23 protein-coding genes are annotated in these 25093 nt (G+C 70.6%); 15 read left to right on the top strand and 8 right to left on the bottom strand.

The features are described from left to right. The first annotated feature begins 151 nt into the window (after positions 1 to 151). The 10 genes from gap (at position 152) to OG965_RS12315 (ending at position 10094) form a co-directional block, all read left to right on the top strand. The gene (gap, locus tag OG965_RS12360) at positions 152 to 1159 is read left to right on the top strand and encodes a type I glyceraldehyde-3-phosphate dehydrogenase (protein ID WP_371652037.1); all 1008 of its coding nucleotides are present in this window, start codon (positions 152 to 154) and stop codon (positions 1157 to 1159) included. Between the two features lie 117 nt (positions 1160 to 1276). Then, the gene (pgk, locus tag OG965_RS12355) at positions 1277 to 2488 is read left to right on the top strand and encodes a phosphoglycerate kinase (protein WP_371652035.1); all 1212 of its coding nucleotides are present in this window, start codon (positions 1277 to 1279) and stop codon (positions 2486 to 2488) included. A gap of 5 nt (positions 2489 to 2493) precedes the next feature. Then, entirely contained in the window at positions 2494 to 3270 is a 777-nt protein-coding gene (gene tpiA / locus OG965_RS12350; RefSeq protein WP_371652033.1) for a triose-phosphate isomerase, read from the top strand. Between the two features lie 109 nt (positions 3271 to 3379). Continuing rightward, positions 3380 to 3616, top strand: coding sequence for a preprotein translocase subunit SecG (gene secG, locus OG965_RS12345; protein WP_266978384.1), 237 nt, complete (start codon positions 3380 to 3382; stop codon positions 3614 to 3616). 109 nt (positions 3617 to 3725) lie between these two features. After that, positions 3726 to 4061, top strand: a complete 336-nt coding sequence (locus OG965_RS12340; protein WP_003976875.1) for an RNA polymerase-binding protein RbpA — start codon at positions 3726 to 3728, stop codon at positions 4059 to 4061. A 122-nt stretch (positions 4062 to 4183) separates the two neighbouring features. After that, complete coding sequence (locus OG965_RS12335) at positions 4184 to 5407, top strand: MFS transporter (RefSeq protein WP_371652030.1); 1224 nt, start codon at positions 4184 to 4186, stop codon at positions 5405 to 5407. A 68-nt stretch (positions 5408 to 5475) separates the two neighbouring features. Next, a complete protein-coding gene (gene pgi / locus OG965_RS12330; protein ID WP_371656925.1) occupies positions 5476 to 7128 on the top strand; it encodes a glucose-6-phosphate isomerase in 1653 nt (550 codons plus the stop codon). Between the two features lie 4 nt (positions 7129 to 7132). Next, on the top strand, positions 7133 to 7630 hold the full coding sequence (locus tag OG965_RS12325; protein WP_371652028.1) for a PH domain-containing protein: 498 nt from the start codon (positions 7133 to 7135) through the stop codon (positions 7628 to 7630). Continuing rightward, a complete protein-coding gene (locus OG965_RS12320; protein ID WP_371652027.1) occupies positions 7627 to 9195 on the top strand; it encodes a PH domain-containing protein in 1569 nt (522 codons plus the stop codon). Before OG965_RS12325 ends, OG965_RS12320 begins: the two co-directional genes overlap by 4 nt. Before the next feature lie 59 nt (positions 9196 to 9254). After that, a complete protein-coding gene (locus OG965_RS12315; RefSeq protein ID WP_371652025.1) occupies positions 9255 to 10094 on the top strand; it encodes a poly-gamma-glutamate hydrolase family protein in 840 nt (279 codons plus the stop codon). Between the two features lie 83 nt (positions 10095 to 10177). Here OG965_RS12315 and pgl read toward each other — a convergent pair whose 3' ends face one another. The 5 genes from pgl to tkt are packed head-to-tail and all read right to left on the bottom strand — an operon-like array spanning position 10178 to position 16798. Further along, positions 10178 to 10960 (bottom strand): 6-phosphogluconolactonase, encoded by a 783-nt coding sequence (gene pgl, locus OG965_RS12310; RefSeq protein ID WP_371652024.1) that lies wholly within the window; start codon positions 10958 to 10960, stop codon positions 10178 to 10180. After that, a complete protein-coding gene (gene opcA, locus OG965_RS12305; RefSeq protein WP_371652023.1) occupies positions 10957 to 12009 on the bottom strand; it encodes a glucose-6-phosphate dehydrogenase assembly protein OpcA in 1053 nt (350 codons plus the stop codon). The genes pgl and opcA overlap by 4 nt, the downstream gene beginning before the upstream one ends. Beyond that, positions 12006 to 13529, bottom strand: coding sequence for a glucose-6-phosphate dehydrogenase (gene zwf / locus OG965_RS12300; RefSeq protein WP_371656924.1), 1524 nt, complete (start codon positions 13527 to 13529; stop codon positions 12006 to 12008). The genes opcA and zwf overlap by 4 nt, the downstream gene beginning before the upstream one ends. Before the next feature lie 12 nt (positions 13530 to 13541). Next, on the bottom strand, positions 13542 to 14660 hold the full coding sequence (gene tal / locus OG965_RS12295; RefSeq protein WP_371652020.1) for a transaldolase: 1119 nt from the start codon (positions 14658 to 14660) through the stop codon (positions 13542 to 13544). Positions 14661 to 14695: 35 nt separating this feature from the next. Continuing rightward, positions 14696 to 16798, bottom strand: a complete 2103-nt coding sequence (gene tkt / locus OG965_RS12290; protein ID WP_371652019.1) for a transketolase — start codon at positions 16796 to 16798, stop codon at positions 14696 to 14698. Between the two features lie 330 nt (positions 16799 to 17128). On the opposite strand from tkt, the gene OG965_RS12285 reads away from it, so the two are divergent. From OG965_RS12285 to OG965_RS12275, 3 genes are all read left to right on the top strand, one after another. Beyond that, positions 17129 to 18082 (top strand): heme o synthase, encoded by a 954-nt coding sequence (locus OG965_RS12285; protein ID WP_371652017.1) that lies wholly within the window; start codon positions 17129 to 17131, stop codon positions 18080 to 18082. 90 nt (positions 18083 to 18172) lie between these two features. Further along, a complete protein-coding gene (locus OG965_RS12280) occupies positions 18173 to 18514 on the top strand; it encodes a hypothetical protein (protein ID WP_371652015.1) in 342 nt (113 codons plus the stop codon). Between the two features lie 71 nt (positions 18515 to 18585). Next, a complete protein-coding gene (locus OG965_RS12275) occupies positions 18586 to 19689 on the top strand; it encodes an amidohydrolase (RefSeq protein WP_371652014.1) in 1104 nt (367 codons plus the stop codon). On the opposite strand, the gene OG965_RS12270 is transcribed toward OG965_RS12275, so the two are convergent. From OG965_RS12270 to OG965_RS12260, 3 genes are all read right to left on the bottom strand, one after another. Beyond that, on the bottom strand, positions 19663 to 20658 hold the full coding sequence (locus tag OG965_RS12270; RefSeq protein WP_371652013.1) for a heme A synthase: 996 nt from the start codon (positions 20656 to 20658) through the stop codon (positions 19663 to 19665). The two genes, OG965_RS12275 and OG965_RS12270, sit on opposite strands and share 27 nt — an antisense overlap. 109 nt (positions 20659 to 20767) lie before the next feature. Continuing rightward, positions 20768 to 21541, bottom strand: a complete 774-nt coding sequence (locus OG965_RS12265) for an ABC transporter permease (RefSeq protein ID WP_371652012.1) — start codon at positions 21539 to 21541, stop codon at positions 20768 to 20770. An 88-nt stretch (positions 21542 to 21629) separates the two neighbouring features. Beyond that, entirely contained in the window at positions 21630 to 22556 is a 927-nt protein-coding gene (locus OG965_RS12260; RefSeq protein WP_371652011.1) for an ABC transporter ATP-binding protein, read from the bottom strand. A 350-nt stretch (positions 22557 to 22906) separates the two neighbouring features. On the opposite strand from OG965_RS12260, the gene OG965_RS12255 reads away from it, so the two are divergent. Both OG965_RS12255 and sufB read left to right on the top strand, forming a co-directional pair. Next, a complete protein-coding gene (locus OG965_RS12255; RefSeq protein ID WP_371652010.1) occupies positions 22907 to 23656 on the top strand; it encodes a helix-turn-helix transcriptional regulator in 750 nt (249 codons plus the stop codon). Then, on the top strand, positions 23653 to 25074 hold the full coding sequence (gene sufB, locus OG965_RS12250; protein WP_371652009.1) for a Fe-S cluster assembly protein SufB: 1422 nt from the start codon (positions 23653 to 23655) through the stop codon (positions 25072 to 25074). The genes OG965_RS12255 and sufB overlap by 4 nt, the downstream gene beginning before the upstream one ends. Positions 25075 to 25093 lie beyond the last annotated feature (19 nt).

The following is a 25093-nucleotide window of genomic DNA, read 5'->3' as shown; positions in this document are numbered from 1 at the left end:
GTCGGCCATGTCCGGCGTGTTGTGGCCGCTCATGGGGGTGCGCTCGATGTCACTCCACGGCTCCGGGAGAGGTAGGGTCATAAGCGGTCGGGGACATCCCATACAACTCGCCGGCGTCGAAAACCGGCGTACCTAACGAGGAGATCGGTTCGTGACGATCCGCGTAGGCATCAACGGCTTTGGCCGCATCGGGCGCAACTACTTCCGCGCGCTGCTGGAGCAGGGTGCTGACATCGAGATTGTGGCTGTCAACGACCTGGGTGACACCGCGACCACTGCTCACCTGCTGAAGTACGACACGATTCTGGGTCGTCTCAAGGCCGAGGTCACGCACACCGCCGACACCATCAGCGTCGACGGCCACACCATCAAGGTGCTCTCCGAGCGCAACCCGGCCGACATCCCCTGGGGTCAGCTGGGCGTCGACATCGTCATCGAGTCGACCGGCATCTTCACCAAGAAGGCCGACGCCGAGAAGCACATCGCCGGTGGCGCCAAGAAGGTCCTCATCTCGGCTCCGGCCAAGGACGAGGACATCACCATCGTGATGGGCGTCAACCAGGACAAGTACGACGCGGCCAACCACCACGTCATCTCCAACGCCTCCTGCACCACCAACTGTGTGGCGCCGATGGCCAAGGTTCTCGACGAGAACTTCGGCATCGTCAAGGGCCTGATGACGACGGTCCACGCGTACACGAACGACCAGCGGATCCTGGACTTCCCGCACTCGGACCTGCGCCGCGCCCGCGCCGCCGCCGAGAACATCATCCCCACCACCACCGGTGCCGCGAAGGCCACCGCGCTGGTGCTCCCCAAGCTCAAGGGCAAGCTCGACGGCATCGCGATGCGCGTCCCGGTTCCGACGGGCTCGGCCACCGACCTGGTCGTGGAGCTGGAGCGCGAGGTGACCAAGGACGAGGTCAACGCCGCGTTCAAGAAGGCCGCCGAGGGCGAGCTGCAGGGCATCCTGGCGTACACCGAGGACCAGATCGTGTCCTCCGACATCGTCGGCGACCCGGCCTCCTGCACCTTCGACTCCTCCCTGACCATGGTCCAGGAGGGCAAGTCGGTGAAGATCCTCGGCTGGTACGACAATGAGTGGGGCTACTCGAACCGCCTCGTCGACCTCACCGTCTTCGTCGGCGGCCAGCTCTAAGTCTGATAAGTCTCAGGGCAGGCATCTCGATGTGAGCACAGGGCTCGGGCAGCGCAACGATGCGCCGCACGAGCCCTGTCGCTTGCCTCGTCCTTCTCCAAGGAGTCGCAGAAACACATGAAGACGATCGACGAACTTCTCGCCGAGGGCGTCTCCGGCAAGCGGGTATTCGTCCGCGCCGACCTCAATGTGCCGCTCGACGGCACCGCCATCACCGACGACGGCCGCATCCGCGCCGTCCAGCCGACGATCGCCAAGCTCGCCGAGGCCGGCGCGCGCGTGGTCGTCGCCTCGCACCTGGGCCGCCCCAAGGGTGCCCCGGACCCGGCCTTCTCGCTCGCCCCGGCGGCCGCGCGGCTCGGTGAACTGCTGGGCGCGGACGTCGCGTTCGCCACCGACACCGTGGGCGCCTCCGCCAAGGAGACCGTCGCGGCGCTGGCCGACGGCCAGGTCGCCGTCCTGGAGAACCTGCGCTTCAACGCCGGTGAGACGAGCAAGGACGACGCCGAGCGCGGCGCCTTCGCCGACCGGCTCGCCGAACTCGCCGACGTCTACGTGGGCGACGGCTTCGGCGCGGTGCACCGCAAGCACGCCTCGGTCGTCGACCTGCCCGCGCGGCTGCCGCACGCGGCCGGCTTCCTCATCGCCACCGAGGTCGGCGTCCTGAAGAAGCTCACCGCCGACGTCAAGCGCCCGTACGTGGTGGTGCTCGGCGGCGCCAAGGTCTCCGACAAGCTCGCCGTCATCGACCAGCTGCTCGGCAAGGCCGACCGCATCCTCATCGGCGGCGGCATGGCGTACACCTTCCTCAAGGCCAAGGGCTACGAGGTCGGCATCTCGCTGCTCCAGGAGGACCAGATCCCGGTCGTCACGGAGTACATGGAGCGCGCCGAGAAGAACGGCGTCGAGCTGGTCCTGCCGCTGGACATCCTGGCCTCGGGCGACTTCCCGGACCTGAAGACCAAGGCCCCGGCCGACTTCGTCACCGTCGACGCGGACCAGATCCCCGCCGACAAGGAGGGTCTGGACATCGGTCCCAAGACCCGTGAGCTGTACGCGTCGAAGATCGCCGACGCCGAGACCGTGTTCTGGAACGGTCCGGTCGGCGTCTTCGAGCACCCCGACTACGCCGGCGGCACCCAGGCCATCGCCCGGGCGCTCCTGAACTGCGACGGCTTCACCGTCGTCGGCGGCGGCGACTCCGCCGCGGCCGTGCGCACGCTCGGCTTCGACGAGAACGCCTTCGGTCACATCTCGACCGGCGGCGGCGCGAGCCTCGAATACCTTGAGGGCAAGACGCTTCCCGGCCTTGCCGCACTGGAGGACTGAACACCGTGACCACGCGTATCCCGCTGATGGCCGGCAACTGGAAGATGAACCTCAACCACCTTGAGGCCATCGCGCACGTCCAGAAGCTCGCCTTCGCCCTGGCCGACAAGGACTACGACGCAGTCGAGGTCGCGGTCCTGCCGCCCTTCGTGGACCTGCGGTCGGTGCAGACCCTGGTCGACGGCGACAAGCTCAAGATCAAGTACGGCGCCCAGGACATCTCGGCGCAGGACTCCGGTGCCTACACCGGCGAGATCTCGGGCCCGATGCTCTCCAAGCTGAAGTGCACCTATGTGGCCGTGGGCCACTCCGAGCGCCGTCAGTACCACCAGGAGAGCGACGAGCTCTGCAACGCCAAGGTGAAGGCCGCGTTCAAGCACGGTCTGACCCCGATCCTCTGCGTCGGCGAGGGCCTGGACGTCCGCAAGGCCGGCCAGCAGGTTCCGTACACGCTGGCCCAGCTGGACGGCGGCCTCCAGGACGTCCCGGCCGAGCAGGCCGAGTCCATCGTGATCGCGTACGAGCCGGTGTGGGCCATCGGCACCGGCGAGGTCGCCACCCCCGAGGACGCCCAGGAGGTGTGCGGCGCCATCCGCGGCCGCCTCGCGGAGCTCTACTCGCAGGAGCTGGCCGACAAGGTCCGCATCCAGTACGGCGGCTCGGTCAAGGCCTCGAACGTGGCCGCGATCATGGCGCAGCCGGATGTGGACGGGGCCCTGGTGGGCGGCGCGGCGCTGGACGCCGAGGAGTTCGTCAAGATCGTCCGCTTCCGCGACCAGTGAGTATGCGGTAGCGCGGATCCGTCGTACCCTTGCGGGGGTCGGGCTCGGGATCAGGAAGACGTCCCCCCGGCCCCCGTCGCCATATCAGTCCTAGGAAGTTGGTCCAGCCGTGATTGTCGGGTTCTCGATTGCCCTGATCGTCTTCAGCCTGCTGCTGATGCTGCTGGTGCTGATGCACAAGGGAAAGGGCGGCGGCCTCTCCGACATGTTCGGTGGCGGAATGCAGTCGTCCGTCGGCGGTTCCTCGGTCGCCGAGCGCAACCTGGACCGGATCACCGTCGTGGTCGGTCTGCTGTGGTTCGCGAGCATTGTCGTACTTGGTCTGCTGATGAAGCTGGACAGCTGATCTGTCGTCTCCGCGTTCAGGGGTGGGTGTAACTACAATCACTGGACGCGCGTTGGGCCTTACGTAGACTGGGGCATCTTCGAGCACCATCACGCAGGGAGTTACGACCGTGGCAAGTGGCAACGCGATCCGGGGAAGCCGGGTCGGAGCGGGGCCGATGGGTGAGGCCGAGCGCGGCGAGTCCGCGCCGCGTCTCCGCATCTCCTTCTGGTGCTCGAACGGGCACGAGACGCAGCCGAGCTTCGCCAGTGACGCACAGGTTCCGGAGACGTGGGACTGCCCGCGCTGCGGTTTCCCGGCCGGTCAGGACCGGGACAACCCGCCGGACCCGCCGCGCACGGAGCCGTACAAGACCCACCTCGCGTACGTACGGGAGCGGCGCAGCGACGCGGACGGCGAGGCGATCCTCGCGGAGGCGCTCGCCAAGCTCCGCGGCGAGATCTGACAGCGAAGGGCCCGGCAGACGAACTCGGTTCGTCTGCCGGGCCCTTCGGTATCACCCCAGGTCAAAGGGGATTGTCAGTGGCTCCCCCTACCGTGTGAATCAGTCGATCGCATGGGGGAGTTGTGGCAACGCTGGAGAGTGCCGCCGACGCGGCAGCCGAGGTGCCCGCGTGGCGCGGGGGGTTCGGGAGACTCTGGACGGCCGCGGTCGTGTCCCGGTTCGGGGACTCGCTGCGCGCCGCCGCGCTGCCCCTGCTGGCGGCCTCGCTGACCAGCGATCCGATGCTGGTCGCGCTGGTCACGGCGTGCGGCTTCCTGCCGTGGCTGCTCTTCGGGCTGCTCGGCGGCGCCGTCGCGGACCGGGTCGACCAGCGCCGGGCGATGTGGGCCGTCGACCTGGTGCGCGGCGCGCTCATGGCCGCCTTCGCCGCGGCCGTGGCCCTGGGGCACGCCTCGATAGCCCTGCTCATCGCGCTCGCCTTCGCGCTCACCTCGCTCCAGACGCTCTTCGACAACGCGGCCACCGCCCTGCTGCCCTCGCTGGTGCCGCAGCCCGCGCTGGGCCGCGCCAACGCCCGCCTGATGACCGGCCAGCAGATAGCCGGCGGCTTCCTCGCCGCGCCGCTGGTGCCGCTGCTCCTGACGGCAGGGGCGGGCGTGCCGTACGTGGCGGACGCCCTGAGTTTTGGACTTGCGGCGGCGCTGGTGGCCTCGCTGCGCCGGACCGCCCCGGAGCGGCCCGCCCGCAAGCCCGGCTCCACCCTGCGGAGCGAGACGGCCGAGGGGCTGCGCGCGCTGTGGGGCGAGCGGAGCCTGCGCGCGCTCTGCGTGGCCACGACGCTCTGCAACATCGGCATGGGCGCGCTCATCGCCACCCTGGTCCTGCACATCACCGGCTGGCTCCACGCGGGCCACGGCGGCTACGCGGCGGCGATCACGGCGTACGGGGCGGGCAGTGTGGCGGGCGGTCTGCTCACCCACCGGCTGGCCCGCCGGCTGGGCCGGATGGGGAGCGTGCTCCTCGCGGGCGCGGTCCAGACGGTGTGCCTTGCGGCGATGGGGTCCATACGGGAGTTGTGGGTATCGATCGCGGCCATGGCGGTGTTCGCGGTGATGGGAATGGTGTGGAACGTCAACCAGGTGACCCTGATGCAGGAGCGCACCCCGCAGGCCATGCTGGGACGGACGAGCGCGGCCTTCCGCACGCTCGCCGTGGCGGGGACGCCGCTGGGCGCCCTGATGGGCGGCGCGGCGGCCTCCTCCTGGGGGCTCAACACCCCCGCCCTGGTGGCGTCCGGATTGTTCCTGGCCGCCGTGGCCGCTCTGATTCCTGCCCTTACGTCCTGATCAACTAGGTTGGAAGGGCAGCGGGGCAGGTACGTACGCGAGTACGAGGAAGTGGGCTGATGTCCGAGATGAACGCAGAAGGCCGTACCAGGCTCAACCAGATGCCCGAGTGGACCGCACTGGGCAAGCACCGCGAGCAGTTGGGGGACACCCATCTGCGCGAGCTGTTCGCCGCCGACCCCGGCCGCGGCACCGGATACACCCTGACGGTCGGCGATCTGCATCTCGACTACTCGAAGCACCTCGTCACCGACGAGACGCTTGAGCTGCTGCGCGAGCTGGCCGCGGCCGCCGACGTGGCGGGGCTGCGCGACGCCATGTTCCGCGGCGAGAAGATCAACACGACCGAGGACCGCGCGGTGCTGCACACCGCGCTGCGCGCCCCGCGCGACGCGGCCGTCGAGGTCGACGGCGAGAACGTGGTGCCGGGCGTGCACGCGGTGCTCGACAAGATGGCCGCCTTCTCCGAGCGCGTCCGGTCGGGCGCGTGGACCGGGCACACCGGCAAGCGGATCAAGAACGTCGTCAACATCGGCATCGGCGGATCCGACCTCGGTCCGGCGATGGCGTACGAGGCGCTGCGCTCGTTCACCGACCGGGGTCTGACGGTCCGTTTCGTCTCCAACGTCGACGGCGCCGACCTCCACGAGGCGGTCCGCGACCTGGACGCGGCCGAGACGCTGTTCATCATCGCGTCCAAGACCTTCACCACCATCGAGACCATCACCAACGCCACCTCCGCGCGCGACTGGCTCCTCACCGGGCTGAGCGCGGGTCAGGACGCGGTCGCCAAGCACTTCGTGGCGCTCTCCACCAACGCCGAGAAGGTCGCGGACTTCGGCATCGACACGGCCAACATGTTCGAGTTCTGGGACTGGGTCGGCGGGCGCTACTCGTTCGACTCGGCGATCGGCCTCTCGCTGATGATCGCCATCGGCCCGGACCGCTTCCGCGAGCTGCTGGACGGCTTCCACCTGGTCGACGAGCACTTCCGCACCGCCCCCGCCGAGGCCAACGCGCCGCTCCTGCTCGGCCTGCTCGGCGTCTGGTACGGGGCGTTCTTCGACGCCCAGTCGCACGCCGTGCTGCCCTACAGCCACTATCTGTCGAAGTTCACCGCCTACCTCCAGCAGCTCGACATGGAGTCCAACGGCAAGTCCGTGGACCGCGACGGCAACCCGGTCGAGTGGCAGACCGGCCCGGTCGTCTGGGGCACCCCGGGCACCAACGGGCAGCACGCCTACTACCAGTTGATCCACCAGGGCACCAAGGTCATCCCGGCCGACTTCATCGGCTTCGCCGAGCCGGTCGCCGACCTCCGGCCCGGCCTGGCCGCCCAGCACGACCTGCTGATGGCCAACTTCTTCGCCCAGACGCAGGCCCTGGCCTTCGGCAAGACGCCGGAGGAGGTCCGGGCGGAGGGCGTGGCCGAGGAGCTGGTGCCGCACAAGACGTTCCGCGGCAACCACCCCACGACCACCGTCCTGGCGCGCGAGCTGACGCCGTCCGTCCTCGGCCAGCTCATCGCGCTGTACGAGCACAAGGTGTTCGTCCAGGGCGCGATCTGGAACATCGACTCCTTCGACCAGTGGGGCGTGGAGCTGGGCAAGGTCCTCGCCAAGCGTGTCGAGCCCGCGCTGAGCGAAGGGGCCGACGTGCCGGGCCTGGACCAGTCCAGCAAGGCCCTGGTCGCCAAGTACCGGGCGCTGCGGGGCCGTTGAGGCCATGACGGGGGAGGGGGCGGTGCTGAGACCGCCGAAGAACGAGCTGGACCCCGCGGTCGTCGGCTGGTGGCGGGCGCAGTGGCTGGCTCTCACCGCGGCGCCGGTGGTGGTCCTGGCCGTGCTCGGCGCGCTCATCGCCCCCGCCCGGCCGTGGCTGCTCGCGGTGGCGGCGGCGCTCGCCGTCCTCGGGGCGCTCTGCGCCGCCGTGCTGCCCCCGTGGTGGTACCGGGTGCACCGCTGGGAGGTCACCGACGACGCGGTGTACGTACGGACCGGCTACTTCTGGCGGGAGTCGCGGATCGCGCCGATGTCCCGCATCCAGACCGTGGACACCGTACGCGGCCCGCTGGAGCGGTCGTTCCGGCTGGCCACGGTCACCGTCACCACCGCCTCCGCCAAGGGCGCCCTGAAGATCGAGGGCCTGCACCACGAGGTGGCGGCCGAACTGGCCGAACGGCTGACCAGGATCACGGGGGCGACCCCGGGCGACGCCACATGAGCGGCGACCTCCCGGGCGCCTCCGGCTCCGTTCCCGAACCGGCCCCCGCCGACGCCTGGCTGCGGCTCGACCGACGGCGGGTGCTCGTCTCCACGGTGCTCGGGGCCGGTCTCGCCCTGGGCGCCGGGCTGCCCACGGCGCTCGCCATGCTGGGCAGGGCACCGGCCGGGTGGGCCTTCGCGGTGCTCTTCGGCTGGATCGTGCTCCCGCTCGGCGGCGGCGCCCTCGCCGGATACGTCGGCTGGCGCCGCACCCGGTACCGGATCGGCCCCGAACGGGCCGAGCTGCACACCGGACTGCTCCTGGTGAAGCGCCGCTCGCTGGCCCGTGAGCGGATCCGCAGCGTCGACCTCACCGCCAACCCGCTGCTGCGCATCCTCGGTCTGGTCCACGTGAGGATCGGCACCGGCGAGCAGAGCGGCGGCGAGTCCACGCTCGAACTCGACGCGGTCACCCGGGCCGAGGGCGAGCGGCTGCGCCGGGTGCTGCTCGCCCGTGAGACGGCCGGGCCCGAAGACGCCCACCGCACGGGCGAGCTGGCGGCGCTCGACCCCGGCTGGATCCGGTACGCGCCGGTGTCGTTCGTGGCCCCCGCGCTCGCCGGGGCCGCGTTCGGCGGACTGATGCAGATCAGCGACTGGTTCGGAGTCCAGGGCAAGGTGGTGCACTGGGCCGGGGACCGCTTCCACGACACCCCGCTCGGCTGGATCGTCCTCACCCTCGTCGTCGCCGCCCTGGTCGTGGGCGTGGGCGGCGCGCTCGGCCTCTGGGTCGAGATGTGGTGGAACTACCGCCTGGAGCGGGAGCCCGGCGGCACCCTGCGGGTGCGCCGGGGGCTGCTCACCTCCCGCTCGATCTCCATCGAGGAGCGCAGGCTGCGGGGCGTCGAGCTGGTCGAGCCGCTGGGCATCCGGCTGTGCGGCGCGGCCCGGCTCGACGCGATCGCCACCGGCCTGGCCAAGAGCGAGGACGACGAGCACGCCGACCACAAGACGCTGCTGCCGCCCGCGCCCCGGGCGGTCGCGGCCGAGGTGGCCGCCCGGGTGCTGCGCGAACCGGCGGCCCCGACCGGCGCCGCCCTGACCGCGCACCCGCGTGCGGCGCGGGCCCGGCGGCTGCGGTGGGCGCTGCTCGCCGTCCTCGTCCCGGTGGCGGTGCTTGCCCTGCTCGGGGTGCTGCTGACACCGGTCCTGCTCTATGTGGCGGCCGGGTGCGCGGCGGCGGGGGCGCCGCCGGCGGTGGCCCTCGCCCTCGACGCGTACCGGAACCTGGGGCACGGCCTCGACGGGGCGTATCTGGTGGCCCGTTCGGGCACGGTCCGCCGGGCCACGGTGGCCCTCCAGCGCGGGGGCGTCATCGGCTGGACGGTGAAGCAGTCCGTCTTCCAGCGCCGCGCCGGGCTTCTCACGCTGACCGCCACGACGGCCGCCGGAGCCGGGGCGTACTCGGTGCGCGACGCCGCCGAGGCCGAGGGCCTGGCCTTCGCGGCGGAGGCGGTCCCGGGGCTCCTGGAGCCGTTCCTGATACGGGAGCCGGGGCCCGGCGGGTCGGCCGACGCGTGCTGATCCGGCCGGAAACCGACCCCGGTGCCGTGCGCAGGTACAGCGTATGGATTATTACGCGCATGACTTCCACCAGCCGTCGTACGGTTCTCACCGCTCTGGCCACCGCCACTGTCGCCGGTCCGCTGATGGGCGGGCTCGGCGCGAGTGCCGCGCACGCCACCGGGACGAACGACCTCTACTCGTCCAACACCGACCTCTACACCCAGCTCACGGAGGGCACCGACTTCGGCAGACGCTACAAGCGGCACGAGCAGGTCGACAGCGACCAGAAGACGGCCGTTGCCTACGGCCGCACCGCGATCCTCGCGCTGCACGGCGGTGGCATCGAGGGCGGCACCTCCGAGCTCTGCCTCGGCATCGCCGGATACGACCCGGCCACGCTCGCGCCCAAGGGCGGCCCGGCGTACGACTACTGGATGTTCGAGGCGATCCGGAGCAGCAACAACGCCGAGCTGCACGTCACGTCGAAGAACTGCGACGACAAGGTGGCCCTGTCCATCGCCGCCGCGAACCTCAACGTGGTGAGCCTGCACGGCTGCACCGCGAGCCAGGCCGGGGCGCCCACCTCGCGCCCGGAGGCCGTCGTGGTCGGCGGTCTCAACGCCACCCTCAAGACGTATCTGCACGACGCGCTGCGCGCCGCGGGCTTCCAGACCATCGACGGCTCGACCGAGCCGGACCTGGCGGGCGTCGATCCGACCAACATCTGCAACAGGACGCTGCTCGGCAAGGGCGCCCAGCTGGAGATCACCACCGAGCTGCGCAAGGCCATGTTCACCGTGAACACCATCGCGGGCCGGGCGACCAGCACCACCGCCGTCTACGACGGCTTCGTGGCGGCGGTCCGTACCGCCGTCGCCCGCCTGGAGGCGTCCGGCGGCGAGCAGATCATCCTCTGACGCTCGCGCCGCACCAGGGGAAAAGCAGCGGGCCCGGCCCACCTGAAGGTGGACCGGGCCCGTCCGCGTCGGCGGCGCCGGTGTCAGGGCGACGCCGGCGGATACAGCGCGCGCGGCAGCCGGGACGCGGCCGCCGAGTCGAGCAGCCACAGGGTGCGGCCACGGCCGTACGCACCCGCGGCCGGAGCCTGCACCTCGCCCGCGCCCGACAGGGCGATGGCCGCGGCCTGCGCCTTGTCCTCGCCCGCCGCGAGCAGCCACACCTCGCGGGCCGCCCGGATCGCCGGCAGCGTCATCGAGACCCGGACCGGCGGCGGCTTGGGCGCACCGTGCACCCCGACCACCGTCCGCTCGGTCTCGCGCACCGCGGGCAGCTCCGGGAAGAGCGACGCCACATGGGTGTCGGGGCCGACCCCCAGCATCAGCACGTCGAACGTCGGCACGTCGCCGTGGTCCTCCGGGCCGGACGCGGCGGCCAGCTCCTCCGCGTACGCGGCGGCGGCCGCATCCACGTCACTGCCGTACGGGCCGTCCGAGGCGGGCATCGCGTGCACCCGCTTCGGGTCGACCGGCACCGCGTCGAGCAGCGCCGCCCGGGCCTGGGTGACATTGCGCTCCGGGTCGCCCTCGGGCAGGTACCGCTCGTCGCCCCACCACAGGTCGAGCCGCGACCAGTCGATCGCGTCCCGGGCCGGCGAGGAGGCGAGGGCCGCGAGCAGCCCGTTGCCGTTGCGGCCGCCGGTGAGGACCACGGACGCCGAGCCGCGGGCGGCCTGGGCGTCCACGATCTTCGTGATCAGCCGGGCCGCCGCGGCCTGCGCCATCAGCTCCTTGTCGCGGTGGACGACGAGCTGAGGGGTACTCACTTCGCCGCCGCCTTCTTGGCCGGAGCCTTCTTCGCGGCGGGCTTGGCGTCCGAGGAGTCACCGGAAGCGGAGGCGGAAGCGGGACCCGCGACCGCGGCCGGGGCCGCTGCCTTCCCGTTTGTCGGATCGCTGAGCCGGTCCACGCCGAACCTCAGCGCGGAGGCGTAGGTGTCGTCCGGGTCGAGGCGCCGCAGCTCCTCGGCGATCAGCTCGGCCGTCTCGCGCCGCTTGAGCGCCACCGCGCGGTCCGGCTGGCCCTGGATCGAGAGCGTGGCCAGCGAGCCGTCGGAGCGGCCCAGGACGATCGGGCCGCAGTCCGTCTCCATCCGTACGGCGGTCAGGCCCGGGCCCGAGGACTGCGAGCGCCGCACCGGCACGTCCAGCCGGTCCGCGAGCCACATGGCCAGCAGCTCGCAGCTCGGGTTGAACTCCTCGCCCTCCACCTCGACCGAGGTCACCTTGCACGACACCTGGTCGAGCGCCGCGGCCAGCATCGAGCGCCAGGGCGTGATGCGGGTCCACGACAGGTCGGTGTCGCCCGGGGTGTAGGTCTCGGCGCGGCCGGTCAGCTCCTCTATGGGCTGCTCGGCCGAGTAGGTGTCGGTGACCCGGCGCTGGGCGAGCGCGCCCAGCGGGTCGTTGGCCGGGTCGATCGGCGAGTTCACCGGCCACCAGACGACGACCGGCGCGTCCGGCAGCAGCAGCGGCAGCACCACCGACTGGGCGTGGTTGACCACCTCGCCGTACAGCCGCAGGACGACCGTCTCACCGGTGCCCGCGTCCGCGCCGACCCGCACCTCGGCGTCCAGGCGCGACTGGGTGCGGTCGCGCGGCGAGCGCGAGACCCGCTTGATGACCACGAGGGTGCGCGAGGGGTGTTCGCGCGAGGCGTCGCTCGCGGCGCGGAGCGCGTCGTACGCGTTCTCCTCGTCGGTGACGATGACCAGGGTCAGGACCATGCCGACGGCGGGTGTGCCGACGGCGCGGCGGCCCTGGACGAGCGCCTTGTTGATCTTGCTGGCCGTGGTGTCCGTAAGGTCGATCTTCATGGCCGGCGCCAGCTCCGTCCGTCTCGTGCGAGCATTTCGTCCGCCTCGACCGGGCCCCAGGTGCCCGACGCGTACTGCGCGGGCTTGCCGTGGGCGTCCCAGTACTGCTCGATCGGGTCGAGGATCTTCCAGGACAGCTCGACCTCCTCCAAGCGCGGGAAGAGGTTGGAGTCGCCGAGCAGGACGTCGAGGATGAGCCGCTCGTACGCCTCGGGGCTGGACTCGGTGAAGGACTCGCCGTAGGCGAAGTCCATCGACACGTCCCGGACCTCCATCGAGGTGCCCGGCACCTTGGAGCCGAACCGGACGGTGACGCCCTCGTCCGGCTGGACCCGGATGACCAGCGCGTTCTGCCCCAGCTCCTCCGTCGCCGTGTGGTCGAAGGGGGAGTGCGGGGCGCGCTGGAAGACCACCGCGATCTCGGTGACCCGGCGGCCCAGGCGCTTGCCGGTGCGCAGGTAGAACGGGACGCCCGCCCAGCGGCGGTTGTCGATCTCCAGCTTGACCGCGGCGTAGGTGTCGGTCTTCGACTTGGGGTCGATGCCGTCTTCCTGGAGGTAGCCGACGGCCTTCTCGCCGCCCTGCCACCCCGCCGCGTACTGACCGCGCACGGCGTTGGCGCCCAGGTCCTTCGGCAGCCGCACGGCGCCCAGGACCTTGGTCTTCTCCGCCGCCAGCGCGTCCGCGTCGAAGGAGGCGGGCTCCTCCATCGCGGTCAGCGCGAGCAGCTGGAGGAGGTGGTTCTGGATGACGTCACGGGCCGCGCCGATGCCGTCGTAGTAGCCGGCCCGGCCGCCGATGCCGATGTCCTCGGCCATGGTGATCTGGACGTGGTCGACGTACGACCGGTTCCAGAGCGGCTCGAACATGGTGTTGGCGAAGCGGAGCGCCAGGATGTTCTGGACGGTCTCCTTGCCGAGGTAGTGGTCGATCCGGAAGACCTCGTCCGCCGGGAAGACCTCGTGGACGACCTTGTTGAGCTCCTGGGCGGAGATCAGGTCGTGGCCGAAGGGCTTCTCGATGACCGCGCGGCGCCAGGAGCCGTCCTTCTGGTCGGCGAGCCCGTGCTTCTTGAGCTGCTGGACGACCTGGGGGAAGAACTTCGGCGGCACCGAGAGGTAGAAGGCGAAGTTGCCGCCGGTGCCCTGCGCCTTGTCGAGCTCGGCGATCGTCGACTTCAGCTGCTCGAAGGCGTCGTCGTCGTCGAAGTCGCCCTGGACGAAGCGCATGCCCTGGATGAGCTGCTGCCAGACCTCCTCGCGGAAGGGGGTCCGCGCGTGCGCCTTGACGGCGTCGTGGACCTCCTGCGCGAAGTCCTCGTCCTGCCACTCGCGGCGGGCGAAGCCGATCAGGGAGAAGCCCGGCGGAAGCAGACCCCGGTTGGCGAGGTCATAGACAGCGGGCATCAGCTTTTTACGGGACAAATCGCCCGTGACGCCAAAGATCACCAGGCCCGACGGCCCCGCGATACGCGGGAGCCGTCGGTCTGCGGCGTCACGAAGCGGATTCGCTTGGCGAATCGCAGTCAAGATTTACGCCTCCGAGGGTGCGAGGCGCTGGAGCTCCGCCTCGGTGGACTTGAGCAGGTCGTTCCAGGCGGCCTCGAACTTCTCGACGCCCTCGTCCTCAAGGAGCTGCACGACCTCGTCGTACGAGATGCCCAGCTTCTCGACGGCGTCGAGCTCGGCGCGCGCCTGCTCGTAGGTGCCCGAGACGGTGTCGCCGGTGATCTGCCCGTGGTCGGCGGCCGCCTCCAGGGTGGCCTCCGGCATGGTGTTCACCGTGTTGGGGGCGACCAGGTCGTCCACGTACAGGGTGTCCTTGTACGCCTTGTCCTTGACGCCGGTGGAGGCCCACAGCGCGCGCTGCTTGTTGGCGTGCGCCTTGTCCAGCGCGGCCCAGCGGTCGGAGGAGAAGACCTCCTCGTACGCCTCGTAGGCCAGGCGGGCGTTGGCGAGACCGGCCTTGCCGCGGGCGGCCTTGGCCTCGTCCGTGCCCAGCGCGTCGATGCGCTTGTCGATCTCGGTGTCCACGCGGGACACGAAGAAGGACGCCACGGAGTGGATCTTCGCCAGGTCCAGGCCGCGCTCCTTGGCCTTCTCCAGGCCGGCCAGGTAGGCGTCCATGACCTCGCGGTAGCGCGCGAGGGAGAAGATCAGCGTGACGTTGACGCTGATGCCCTTGCCGATGACCTCGGTGATCGCGGGCAGGCCCGCCTTGGTCGCCGGGATCTTGATGAGCGTGTTCGGCCGGTCCACCAGCCAGGCCAGCTGCTTGGCCTCGGCGACGGTGGCCTTGGTGTTGTGCGCCAGGCGCGGGTCGACCTCGATGGAGACCCGGCCGTCCTGGCCCTCGGTGGCGTCGAAGACCGGGCGCAGGATGTCGGCGGCGTCCCTCACGTCCGCCGTCGTGATCATGCGGATGGCCTCTTCGACGGTGACCTTGCGGGCGGCGAGGTCGGCGAGCTGCTGCTCGTAGCCGTCACCCGAGGAGATCGCCTTCTGGAAGATCGACGGGTTGGTCGTGACGCCCACGACGTGCTGCTGGTCGATCAGCTCGGCGAGGTTGCCGGAGGTGATCCGCTTGCGCGACAGGTCGTCGAGCCAGATCGCGACGCCTTCGTCGGAGAGGCGCTTGAGTGCGTCTGTCATGAGAAATGCATCTCCTACTAGTTCGTATACCGGCGTCAGCGCGCGGCGGCGGCGAGAGATTCCCGGGCGGCGGCGGCCACGTTCTCGGCGGTGAAGCCGAACTCGCGGAAGAGCACCTTGCCGTCGGCGGAAGCACCGAAGTGCTCCAGCGAGACGATGCGGCCCGCGTCGCCCACGTACCGGTGCCAGGTCAGGCCGATACCGGCCTCGACCGCGACCCGCGCCTTGACCGACGGCGGCAGGACGCTGTCCTTGTACGCCTGGTCCTGCTCCTCGAACCACTCGACGGACGGCATCGAGACCACGCGGGTCGGGACGCCCTCGGCCTGGAGCGCCTCGCGCGCCTCGACGGCGAGCTGGACCTCGGAGCCGGTGCCGATCAGAACGACCTGGGCGTCAGCGGTCTCGCCCGACGGGCCAGTGGCCTCGAACAGCACGTAACCGCCCTTGGCCGCGGCCTCGTTGGCCTCGTACGTCGGCACGCCCTGGCGGGTCAGCACCAGGCCGTGCGGGGCGCCCTTGCCGAACACCTTGGTGTAGCGCTTGAGGATCTCGCGCCAGGCGATCGCGGTCTCGTTGGCGTCCGCCGGGCGGACGACGTTGAGGCCCGGGATGGCGCGCAGCGAGGCCAGGTGCTCGACCGGCTGGTGGGTCGGGCCGTCCTCGCCCAGACCGATGGAGTCGTGCGTCCACACGTACGTCACCGGCAGGTGCATCAGGGCCGACAGACGCACCGCGTTGCGCATGTAGTCGGAGAACACCAGGAAGGTGCCGCCGTAGATACGGGTGTTGCCGTGCAGCGCGATGCCGTTCATCTCGGCGGCCATCGAGTGCTCGCGGATGCCGTAGTGGATCGTGCGGCCGTACGGGTCGGCCTCCGGCAGCGGGTTGCCCTCGGGCAGGAACGACGAGTTCTTGTCGATCGTCGTGTTGTTCGAGCCCGCGAGGTCGGCCGAGCCGCCCCACAGCTCGGGGATGACCGCGCCCAGCGCCTGCAGGACCTTGCCGGAGGCGGCGCGGGTGGCGACGCCCTTGCCGGACTCGAAGACCGGGAGCTTCTTCTCCCAGCCCTCGGGCAGCTCGCCCGCGTTGACGCGGTCGAACTCGGCGGCGCGCTGGGGGTTGGCGGTGCGCCAGGCGGCGAACGACTTCTCCCACTCGCCGCGGGCCTCACGGCCGCGGTCCAGGACGGCGCGGGTGTGCGCGATGACCTCGTCGGCGACCTCGAAGGTCTGCTCCGGGTCGAAGCCCAGGACGCGCTTGGTGGCCGCGACCTCGTCGTCGCCGAGCGCCGAGCCGTGCGCGGCCTCGGTGTTCTGCGCGTGCGGGGCGGGCCAGGCGATGATCGAGCGCATCGCGATGAAGGACGGGCGCTCGGTCTCGGCCTTGGCGGCCTCGATCGCCTCGAACAGCGCCTGCGGGTCGAGGTCGCCGTTCTCCTGCGGCGCCACGCGCTGGACGTGCCAGCCGTACGCCTCGTACCGCTTCAGGGTGTCCTCGGAGACGGCGGTCTCGGTGTCGCCCTCGATCGAGATGTGGTTGTCGTCCCAGAGCAGGACCAGGTTGCCCAGCTTCTGGTGACCGGCCATCGAGGACGCCTCGGCGGAGATGCCCTCCTGGAGGCAGCCGTCGCCCGCGATCGCGAAGACGAAGTGGTCGAACGGGGAGGTGCCGGGGGCCGCCTCCGGGTCGAACAGGCCGCGCTCGTAGCGGGCGGCCATGGCCATGCCCACCGCGTTGGCGACACCCTGGCCCAGCGGGCCGGTGGTGGTCTCCACGCCGGTGGTGTGGCCGTACTCCGGGTGGCCCGGGGTCTTGGAGCCCCAGGTGCGGAACGCCTTCAGGTCGTCCAGCTCCAGGCCGTACCCGGCCAGGTAGAGCTGGATGTACAGCGTGAGGGACGAGTGGCCCGCGGACAGCACGAAGCGGTCGCGCCCGGTCCAGTCGGCGTCCGCCGGGTCGTGGCGCATCACCTTCTGGAAGAGGGTGTACGCGGCCGGGGACAGGCTCATGGCCGTACCAGGATGGCCGTTGCCGACCTTCTGTACGGCATCCGCGGCCAGGACGCGGCCGGTGTCTACGGCCCGCTGGTCCAGTTCGGTCCACTCAAGGTCTGTGGTGGTCGGCTTGGTGCTCACCCTGAGTCAGGGCTCCTCTCCACATGTTCGATCCCGGTGACTGTGGGCGCACCGGGCGCTGTCGAGCCTACCCCCGCCGGAACGCTCATTTTTTCGACTGCCCACCGGTTGGGACACACACCTCCAGAGTGCCCAAGACCGGTCACTTCCGCCTCACGGCGTAGTCTTCGCGACCCGGCCCCAACACGAGCCCACCCCCGCGAAGGGCGGCGTATGGGCAACGTCTACAGTGGCGTGGTACGCGCAAGTCTTCACCGGGCTCTCATGCCCGGAACGTCCGGGCCCATCCGACCGATTGCCCCGGGACTTGCTGGGAATTCTCTGTCAGGGGTGTACGTGACGGCCGTCGAGTCCCGACCCGCAGGGGTCGTCTTGACTCCCAGCCCGGGGGCCCATCGGCCGTTCGGGGCCCGCGTCAAGGCGTTCGTGGCACTGACCAAGCCGCGGATCATCGAACTGCTCCTCATCACCACCATTCCGGTGATGTTCCTGGCCGAGCAGGGGGTGCCGTCGCTCTGGCTGGTGTTGACCACCACCGTCGGCGGCTTCCTCTCGGCGGGCGGCGCCAACGCGCTGAACATGTACATCGACCGCGACATCGACGCCCTGATGGACCGCACCTCGCAGCGGCCGCTGGTCACCGGGATGGTGTCGCCGCGCGAGTGCCTCGCCTTCGGCATCACCCTCGCGGTCGTCTCCACGCTGCTGTTCGGGTTCGCCGTCAACTGGCTGTCGGCCTGGCTGTCACTCGGAGCGCTCCTCTTCTACGTCGTCGTCTACACGATGATCCTCAAGCGCCGCACCTCGCAGAACATCGTGTGGGGCGGCATCGCCGGCTGCCTCCCGGTGCTCATCGGCTGGTCGTCCGTCACCAACTCCATGTCGTGGGCGCCGGTCATCCTCTTCCTCGTGATGTTCTTCTGGACGCCGCCGCACTACTGGCCGCTGTCCATGAAGGTCCGGGAGGACTACGCGCGCGTGGGCGTGCCGATGCTGCCGGTCGTCGCCTCCAACAAGGTGGTCGCCAAGCAGATCGTGATCTACAGCTGGCTGATGGTCGCCGTCTCCCTGCTGCTGACCCCGCTGGGCTACACCGGCTGGTTCTACACGCTGGTGGCGCTGCTGGCCGGCGGCTTCTGGCTGTGGGAGGCGCACGGGCTGCAGAACCGGGCGAAGGCGGAGGTGACAGGCGGCAAGCTCAAGGAGATGCGCCTGTTCCACTGGTCGATCACATACGTCTCGCTGCTGTTCGTGGCGGTCGCGGTGGACCCGTTCCTGCGGTAGTCGGCCCACTCTTCGACGGGAGGGCCCAGTGGTGGAAACCACTGGGCCCTCCCGTCGCATGTGGATCTACTCGCGAGTAGCATCCTGGACATGGCAGAAACCCAGGTTGACGAGAAGCAGGCCGCCAAGGCCGAGCGGCGGGCGGCGCGCCTCGCCAAGCAGATCGGCCACTTCGCCAAGGAGCACGGCGGCGCCGAGGGCCAGGTGGCGTACATCGGCCAGCGCGGCGCGCGGATCGTGCTCGTCGGCGAGGACGGCGGCTGGGGCGACCTGGTGGCCCCCAGCCACGCGATCGCGCTGAGCGCGGTCGAGAAGGCCGGGATCACCGTCCACGAGGACTTCGACGGCGAGTTCGCGGCCAAGGTGAAGACCGGTCGCTACGAGTGGACCCGGATGGCCGGGATCCAGCTCGGCGGTCCTAAGAACGGCTGAACGGCAACAGCAACACTCATCCGGGGCTCACCCGTTAGTGAGGTGGAAGCACACCACCCAGGGAGCCCCGGATGATCCTCGCCGTGCCGCAGCCGGAGCTGGTGGACCAGTACTGCCATGGAGTGCTCCGCACCGAGCTGGGGCTCGGCACGTTCGAGACCCAGCTCGGCAGGACCGGCGGTCCGCCCGCCCCCGGCACCACGTTCTTCGACACCCAGACCGGCTTCGCCGTCCGCCGCTGGTGCCCGCCACTGCTGGGCCTGGAGGCGCACTGCGCCCCGGCCCGCTATCTCGCCCGCCGGCGCGAGCTGGGCGTCCTGGAGACCGTCAGAAGGCTCCTGCGCGGCTCGGGCGTCTCCACCTATCTGGTGGACACCGGCCTGCCGGGCGATCTGACCGGGCCGGGCGAGCTGGCCGCCGCCGGGGCCGCCGACGCCCATGAGATCGTCCGGCTCGAACTCCTCGCCGAGCAGGTCGCCGACACCTCGGGCACCGTCGACGCGTTCCTCGCCAACCTCGCCGAGGCCGTGCACACCGCGGCCGCCTCGGCCGTCGCCTTCATCTCCGTCACGGCCGTGCGCCAGTGCCTCGACCCGGACCCGCCCGGGCCCGGCGAGGTGCGCGGGGCGGCGGGCCGCTGGCTCACCCGGCGCCGCATCCAGGAGCCGCTGGAGGACCCCGTGCTGCTGCGGCACCTGCTGTGGAGCGCGGTCGCCTCGGGGCGGCCGCTCCAGCTGAGGCTCGGCATGGACGACGCGACCGGGCTCGCCTCCTTCGCCGCCGCGACCAACGGCCTGGGCACGGACCTGGTGCTGCTGCACGGCTATCCGTACCACCGCCAGGCCGCCCATCTGGCGAGCGTCTTCCCGCATGTGTACGCGGACGTGGGGCCCGCCCTGGTGCGTACGGGGGCGAGGGCCGCCGACGTGCTGGCGGAGCTCCTGGAGCTGGCGCCGTTCGGGAAGCTGCTCTACTCCAGCGGCGCGCGCGGGCTGCCCGAACTGCACGTGGTGGGCGCGCGGCTGTTCACCCACGCGCTGAGCCGCGTCCTGGGCGCCTGGGTGGCCGACGGCGCGTGGGCCCGTACGGACGCGGAGCGGGTCGCCGCGATGATCGGGGCGGGCAACGCGCGGCGGGTGTACGGGCTGTCAGGCGCGGGTGAGCGCCGGGTCTGACTGGGCCGGGACGGGCGCGGTGACCTCCGGCCGCTCGCGCAGCGAGAGCAGCACCCGCACCACGGCGATCCACACCAGGCACGAGCCGAACATGTGCAGCGCGACCAGGGCCTCGGGGGTCTTGGTGAAGTACTGGACGTATCCGATGATGCCCTGGCTCATCAGCACCAGGAACAGGTCACGGGCCCGGTTGCGCGGGCCGACCGGGGCGTCCACGGCCTTCAGGACGAACCAGAGCGCGACGGTCAGGGCCACCACGACCCAGGCGAGGTCGGCGTGGAGCTGGCTGATCATCGTCCAGTTCAGCGGGATGCGCTCCACGTCGCTGGAGTCGCCCGCGTGGCGCCCGGCGCCGGTGACGACCGTGCCGACCGCGACCAGCGCGCCCGCCGCGACCACGAGCAGCCAGGTCAGCTGGACCACGGCCTTGCCCACCAGCGGGCGCGGCTCGCCGTCGCCCTCGCGGGTGCGCTGCCAGGTCGTCATCGCGACCGTGAGGAGCGCGGTGGAGAGCAGGAAGTGCGCCGCGACGGTGTACGGGTTGAGGCCGACCAGGACGACGATGCCGCCCAGGACCGCGTTGCCCATGACGATCCAGAACTGGATCCAGCCGAGCCGGGTGACACCGCGCCGCCACGGGCTCGCGGCCCGGGCCGCGATGATCGCCCAGCCGACGGCCGCGCACAGCACGTACGTCAGCATCCGGTTGCCGAACTCGACGGCGCTGTGGAAGTCCATCTCGCCGGTCGGCGTCAGGCTCTGGTCGGTGCACTTGGGCCAGGTCGGGCAGCCGAGCCCGGACCCGGTGAGCCGGACCGCGCCGCCGGTCACCACGATGACGACGGCCATGACGACGGCGATGAGCGCCGCGCGCTGGACGGTCCGCGGGGACGGTGTCCACCGCTCGGCGATGAAGGCGAGCGGGTTGCGCACCGCCTGAGCCACATCGGCTCGGGTCACGTTCGGCATGCGCCCTATCGTAGGGGGCCGTTTGTGCACGTTTTCACGAGGGGGGTCCGGGGGAGTCGTCTCCCCCGGGAGAACACAGCACGAGGGGTCCGCGCACCCGGTGGGCCGCCTACTCCCAGCGGAAGAACTTCGCCGCCGCGCCCAGGCCCAGGACCGTCCAGACCGCCAGGATCCCCAGGTCGCCCCAGGGCATCGACGCCCCGTGCTGAAGGACGTCCCGCAGCCCGTCCGAGAGGGCCGAGACGGGCAGCAGGCCGAGCGCCGTCTGCACGCCGTCCGGGAATTTGTCCATCGGCACGATGACCCCGCCGCCCACGAGCAGCAGCAGGAACACCAGATTGGCCGCGGCGAGCGTCGCCTCGGCCTTGAGGGTGCCCGCCATCAGCAGCCCGAGCCCGGAGAACGCGGCCGTGCCGAGCACCAGGAGCAGCAGTACGGCGAACGGGTTGCCGTGCGGCGACCAGCCGAGCGCGAAGGCGATCACCGTCAGCAGGACGACCTGGAGGACCTCGGTGACCAGCACCGACAGCGTCTTGGCGGTCATCAGCGCCCAGCGCGGCAGCGGGGAGGCACCGAGCCGCTTCAGCACGCCGTAGCGGCGGTCGAAGCCGGTGGCGATGGCCTGGCCGGTGAAGGCGGTGGACATCACGGCGAGCGCGAGGATCCCGGGGGTGAGGAAGTCCACCGACTCGCCCGCGCCGGTGTCGATGATGTCGACCGCGCTGAACAGCACGAGCAGCAGCGCCGGGATGACCACGGTGAGCAGCAGCTGCTCGCCGTTGCGCAGCAGCATCCGGGTCTCAAGGGCGGTCTGCGCGCCGATCATCCGGCCGACGGGCGCGGCCCCCGGGTTCGGCGTGTACGTACCGGTACCGGCGCTCATCGGCGCAGCTCCCTGCCCGTGAGTTCCAGGCTGTGTCTTCCCGGGGGACAACCCCCGGACCCCCGGCCGATCCAGGTGTCCTCCAGCATCACGAGCGCAGCTCCCTACCGGTCAGTTCCAAAAAGACGTCTTCGAGGGTGTGGCGTTCGACCGCGATGCCGTCGGGCATCACGCCGTGCTGGGCGCACCAGGAGGTGACGGTGGCGAGCAGCTGCGGGTCGACGGTGCCGCTGATGCGGTACGCGCCCGAGGTGAGCTCCGCCGCGGCCGAGCCGTCGGGCAGTGCCTTGAGGAGGGAGGCGAGGTCGAGTCCGGGGCGGCCGGTGAAGCGGAGCGTGTTCTCGGCGCCGCCGCGGCAGAGCGCCTCGGGGGAGCCCTGGGCGACGACCTTGCCCGCGTCGACGATCGCCACGTCGTCCGCGAGCTCCTCGGCCTCGTCCATGAAGTGCGTGGTCAGGACCACGGAGACGCCGTCGGCGCGCAGTTCCCGTACGAGGTCCCAGGTGGCGCGGCGGGCCTGCGGGTCCAGGCCCGCGGTCGGCTCGTCCAGGAAGACCAGCTCGGGGCGGCCGACCACGGCCATGGCGAGCGCGAGGCGCTGCTGCTGGCCGCCGGAGAGTCGGCGGTAGGTGGTGCGCCCGCAGCTCTCCAGGCCGAGGCGCTCGATGAGCGCGGGCACGTCCAGCGGGTGGGCGTGCAGCTTGGCCATGTGGCGGAGCATCTCCTCGGCGCGGGCGCCGGAGTAGACGCCGCCGGACTGGAGCATCACGCCGATGCGCGGGCGGAGCCGCTCGGCCTCGGTGACCGGGTCGAGGCCCAGGACGCGGACCGTGCCGGCGTCCGGTCTGCGGTAGCCCTCGCAGATCTCGATCGTGGTGGTCTTGCCGGCACCGTTGGGGCCGAGGACAGCGGTGACGGTCCCGGCGGCGACCCGCAGGTCGAGGCCGTCCACGGCGGTCTTCGATCCGTACCGTTTGACCAGGCCGCTGACCTGGACGACGGACTCGCTCTTCATGACCGGCAAGTCTAGGCAGGGCGGACGGCGCCCCGGACCGTGGGGCGGGGGTCGTACGGGGGCACGGACGCGCGAACGCGCGACCTCTCTTTTTCGGCCACCGCAGGCCCGGCCGGGTGCCCTGTGCGGACCCGTCCGGAAGGGCGTTCGGAGAGGTGTGCGAAAGGGGTCCCCGCACGCCATACCCCGAGGTCAAACCGGTCGGCGGGGTCTTTTTGCGAGGTGCCTCATTTGATCGATCAGAGATCGTTTCCGCAGGTCAGCTTAGGTATGCCTAAGTGATGCACCGCACCGTTCAATGATCAAGAGGTGGCTTGTCAGGCTCTGAGGAATTACGCAACAATGGTGTTGTGAAAAACGTTGGCGAGGCTCCGCAGGAGGAACTCGCGACCGGTGAGCGGTCCACCCGCAACCGGATCGCGCGCTCCGTCCTGGACCACGGGCCCTCGACCGTCGCGGACCTCGCGAAGCGCCTCGGCCTCACCCAGGCCGCCGTCCGCCGCCACCTCGACGCCCTGGTGGCCGACGAGGTCGTGGCCCCCCGCGAACAGCGGGTGTACGGGGCACGGACCCGGGGCAGGCCCGCCAAGGTCTTCGCCCTCACGGACTGCGGGCGGGACGCCTTCGACCAGTCGTACGACAAGCTGGCCGTGGACGCGCTCCGCTGGATCGAGAAGTCCGCGGGCGGCGGCGCGGCCGGCGAGGAAGCCGTCGTCGCCTTCGCCCGGGCGCGGATCGAGTCCCAGTCCGAGGGCTATCGCGAGGCCGTCGAGGCGGCACCGCCCGAGGAGCGCACCGAGGCGCTGGCCAAGGCCTTGACCGCCGACGGGTACGCTGCTACGGCGCGCAGCGCGCCCCTCCCCGGACGGGGCGAGCAGCTCTGCCAGCACCACTGCCCGGTCGCCCACGCCGCCGAGCAGTTCCCGCAGCTGTGCGAGGCGGAGACGGAGTTCTTCTCCCGCCTCCTCGGGACCCATGTGCAGCGTCTGGCCACCATCGCCCACGGCGACGGGGTGTGCACGACGTTCATCCCGCACAGCGCACCACAGACCACCACCGAATCAGCATCCACAAGCACGGCCGGGAGGAACCCCGCATGACTCTCCCCACGGAGACTGCCCACCCCGAACTTGAGGGCCTGGGCAACTACGAGTACGGCTGGGCCGACTCCGACGCGGCGGGCGCCACTGCCAAGCGCGGGCTCTCCGAGGACGTCGTCCGCGACATCTCCTCGAAGAAGAACGAGCCCGAGTGGATGCTGAAGCTGCGCCTCAAGGGCCTTCGGCTGTTCGACAGGAAGCCCATGCCGAACTGGGGCTCCGACCTCTCGGGCATCGACTTCGACAACATCAAGTACTTCGTGCGCTCCACCGAGAAGCAGGCCGCTTCCTGGGAGGACCTGCCGGAGGACATCAAGAACACGTACGACAAGCTCGGCATCCCGGAGGCGGAGAAGCAGCGCCTCGTCGCCGGTGTCGCGGCCCAGTACGAGTCCGAGGTCGTCTACCACCAGATCCGTGAGGACCTGGAGGAGCAGGGCGTCATCTTCCTCGACACGGACACCGCGCTGAAGGAGCACCCGGAGCTCTTCCAGGAGTACTTCGGCACCGTCATCCCGGTCGGCGACAACAAGTTCGCGTCGCTGAACACGGCCGTGTGGTCCGGCGGCTCGTTCATCTACGTGCCCAAGGGCGTCAAGGTCGACATCCCGCTCCAGGCCTACTTCCGTATCAACACGGAGAACATGGGCCAGTTCGAGCGGACGCTGATCATCGTCGACGAGGACGCGTACGTCCACTACGTCGAGGGCTGCACCGCCCCGATCTACTCCTCGGACTCGCTGCACAGCGCCGTCGTCGAGATCATCGTCAAGAAGGGCGGCCGCTGCCGCTACACGACGATCCAGAACTGGTCGAACAACGTCTACAACCTGGTCACCAAGCGCGCCGTGGCGTACGAGGGCGCGACCATGGAGTGGATCGACGGCAACATCGGTTCCAAGGTCACCATGAAGTACCCGGCCGTCTACCTGATGGGCGAGCACGCCAAGGGCGAGACTCTGTCCATCGCCTTCGCGGGCGAGGGCCAGCACCAGGACGCCGGCTCCAAGATGGTCCACATGGCGCCGAACACGTCGTCCAACATCGTGTCGAAGTCGGTGGCCCGTGGCGGCGGCCGCACCTCGTACCGCGGTCTGGTCGAGATCGGCGAGGGCGCCCACGGATCGAAGTCGAACGTGCTGTGCGACGCGCTGCTCGTCGACACGATCTCCCGCTCCGACACGTACCCGTACGTCGACGTCCGCGAGGACGACGTGTCCATGGGCCACGAGGCGACCGTCTCCAAGGTCTCCGAGGACCAGCTCTTCTACCTGATGAGCCGCGGTCTGACCGAGTTCGAGGCGATGGCGATGATCGTGCGCGGCTTCGTCGAGCCGATCGCCAAGGAGCTGCCCATGGAGTACGCCCTGGAGCTCAACCGGCTGATCGAGCTGCAGATGGAGGGTTCGGTCGGCTAGCACAGCCTGACGACCGACC

This window comes from Streptomyces sp. NBC_00224 (assembly GCF_041435195.1).
Taxonomy (GTDB): domain Bacteria; phylum Actinomycetota; class Actinomycetes; order Streptomycetales; family Streptomycetaceae; genus Streptomyces.
Note: the sequence above shows the minus strand (reverse complement) of the source record. Positions and strands in the feature narration are given on the sequence as shown.

What these genes read in the sequence shown, in the direction of transcription:
- pgk (WP_371652035.1), top strand. Translation starts at nt 1,277, where the DNA reads ATGAAGACGATCGACGAACTTCTCGCCGAGGGCGTCTCCGGCAAGCGG.
- pgi (WP_371656925.1), top strand. Translation starts at nt 5,476, where the DNA reads ATGAACGCAGAAGGCCGTACCAGGCTCAACCAGATGCCCGAGTGGACC.
- OG965_RS12325 (WP_371652028.1), top strand. Translation starts at nt 7,133, where the DNA reads ATGACGGGGGAGGGGGCGGTGCTGAGACCGCCGAAGAACGAGCTGGAC.
- OG965_RS12320 (WP_371652027.1), top strand. Translation starts at nt 7,627, where the DNA reads ATGAGCGGCGACCTCCCGGGCGCCTCCGGCTCCGTTCCCGAACCGGCC.
- OG965_RS12315 (WP_371652025.1), top strand. Translation starts at nt 9,255, where the DNA reads ATGACTTCCACCAGCCGTCGTACGGTTCTCACCGCTCTGGCCACCGCC.
- opcA (WP_371652023.1), bottom strand. Translation starts at nt 12,009, where the DNA reads ATGAAGATCGACCTTACGGACACCACGGCCAGCAAGATCAACAAGGCG.
- tal (WP_371652020.1), bottom strand. Translation starts at nt 14,660, where the DNA reads ATGACAGACGCACTCAAGCGCCTCTCCGACGAAGGCGTCGCGATCTGG.
- OG965_RS12280 (WP_371652015.1), top strand. Translation starts at nt 18,173, where the DNA reads ATGGCAGAAACCCAGGTTGACGAGAAGCAGGCCGCCAAGGCCGAGCGG.
- OG965_RS12275 (WP_371652014.1), top strand. Translation starts at nt 18,586, where the DNA reads ATGATCCTCGCCGTGCCGCAGCCGGAGCTGGTGGACCAGTACTGCCAT.
- OG965_RS12270 (WP_371652013.1), bottom strand. Translation starts at nt 20,658, where the DNA reads ATGCCGAACGTGACCCGAGCCGATGTGGCTCAGGCGGTGCGCAACCCG.
- OG965_RS12265 (WP_371652012.1), bottom strand. Translation starts at nt 21,541, where the DNA reads ATGAGCGCCGGTACCGGTACGTACACGCCGAACCCGGGGGCCGCGCCC.
- OG965_RS12260 (WP_371652011.1), bottom strand. Translation starts at nt 22,556, where the DNA reads ATGAAGAGCGAGTCCGTCGTCCAGGTCAGCGGCCTGGTCAAACGGTAC.
- sufB (WP_371652009.1), top strand. Translation starts at nt 23,653, where the DNA reads ATGACTCTCCCCACGGAGACTGCCCACCCCGAACTTGAGGGCCTGGGC.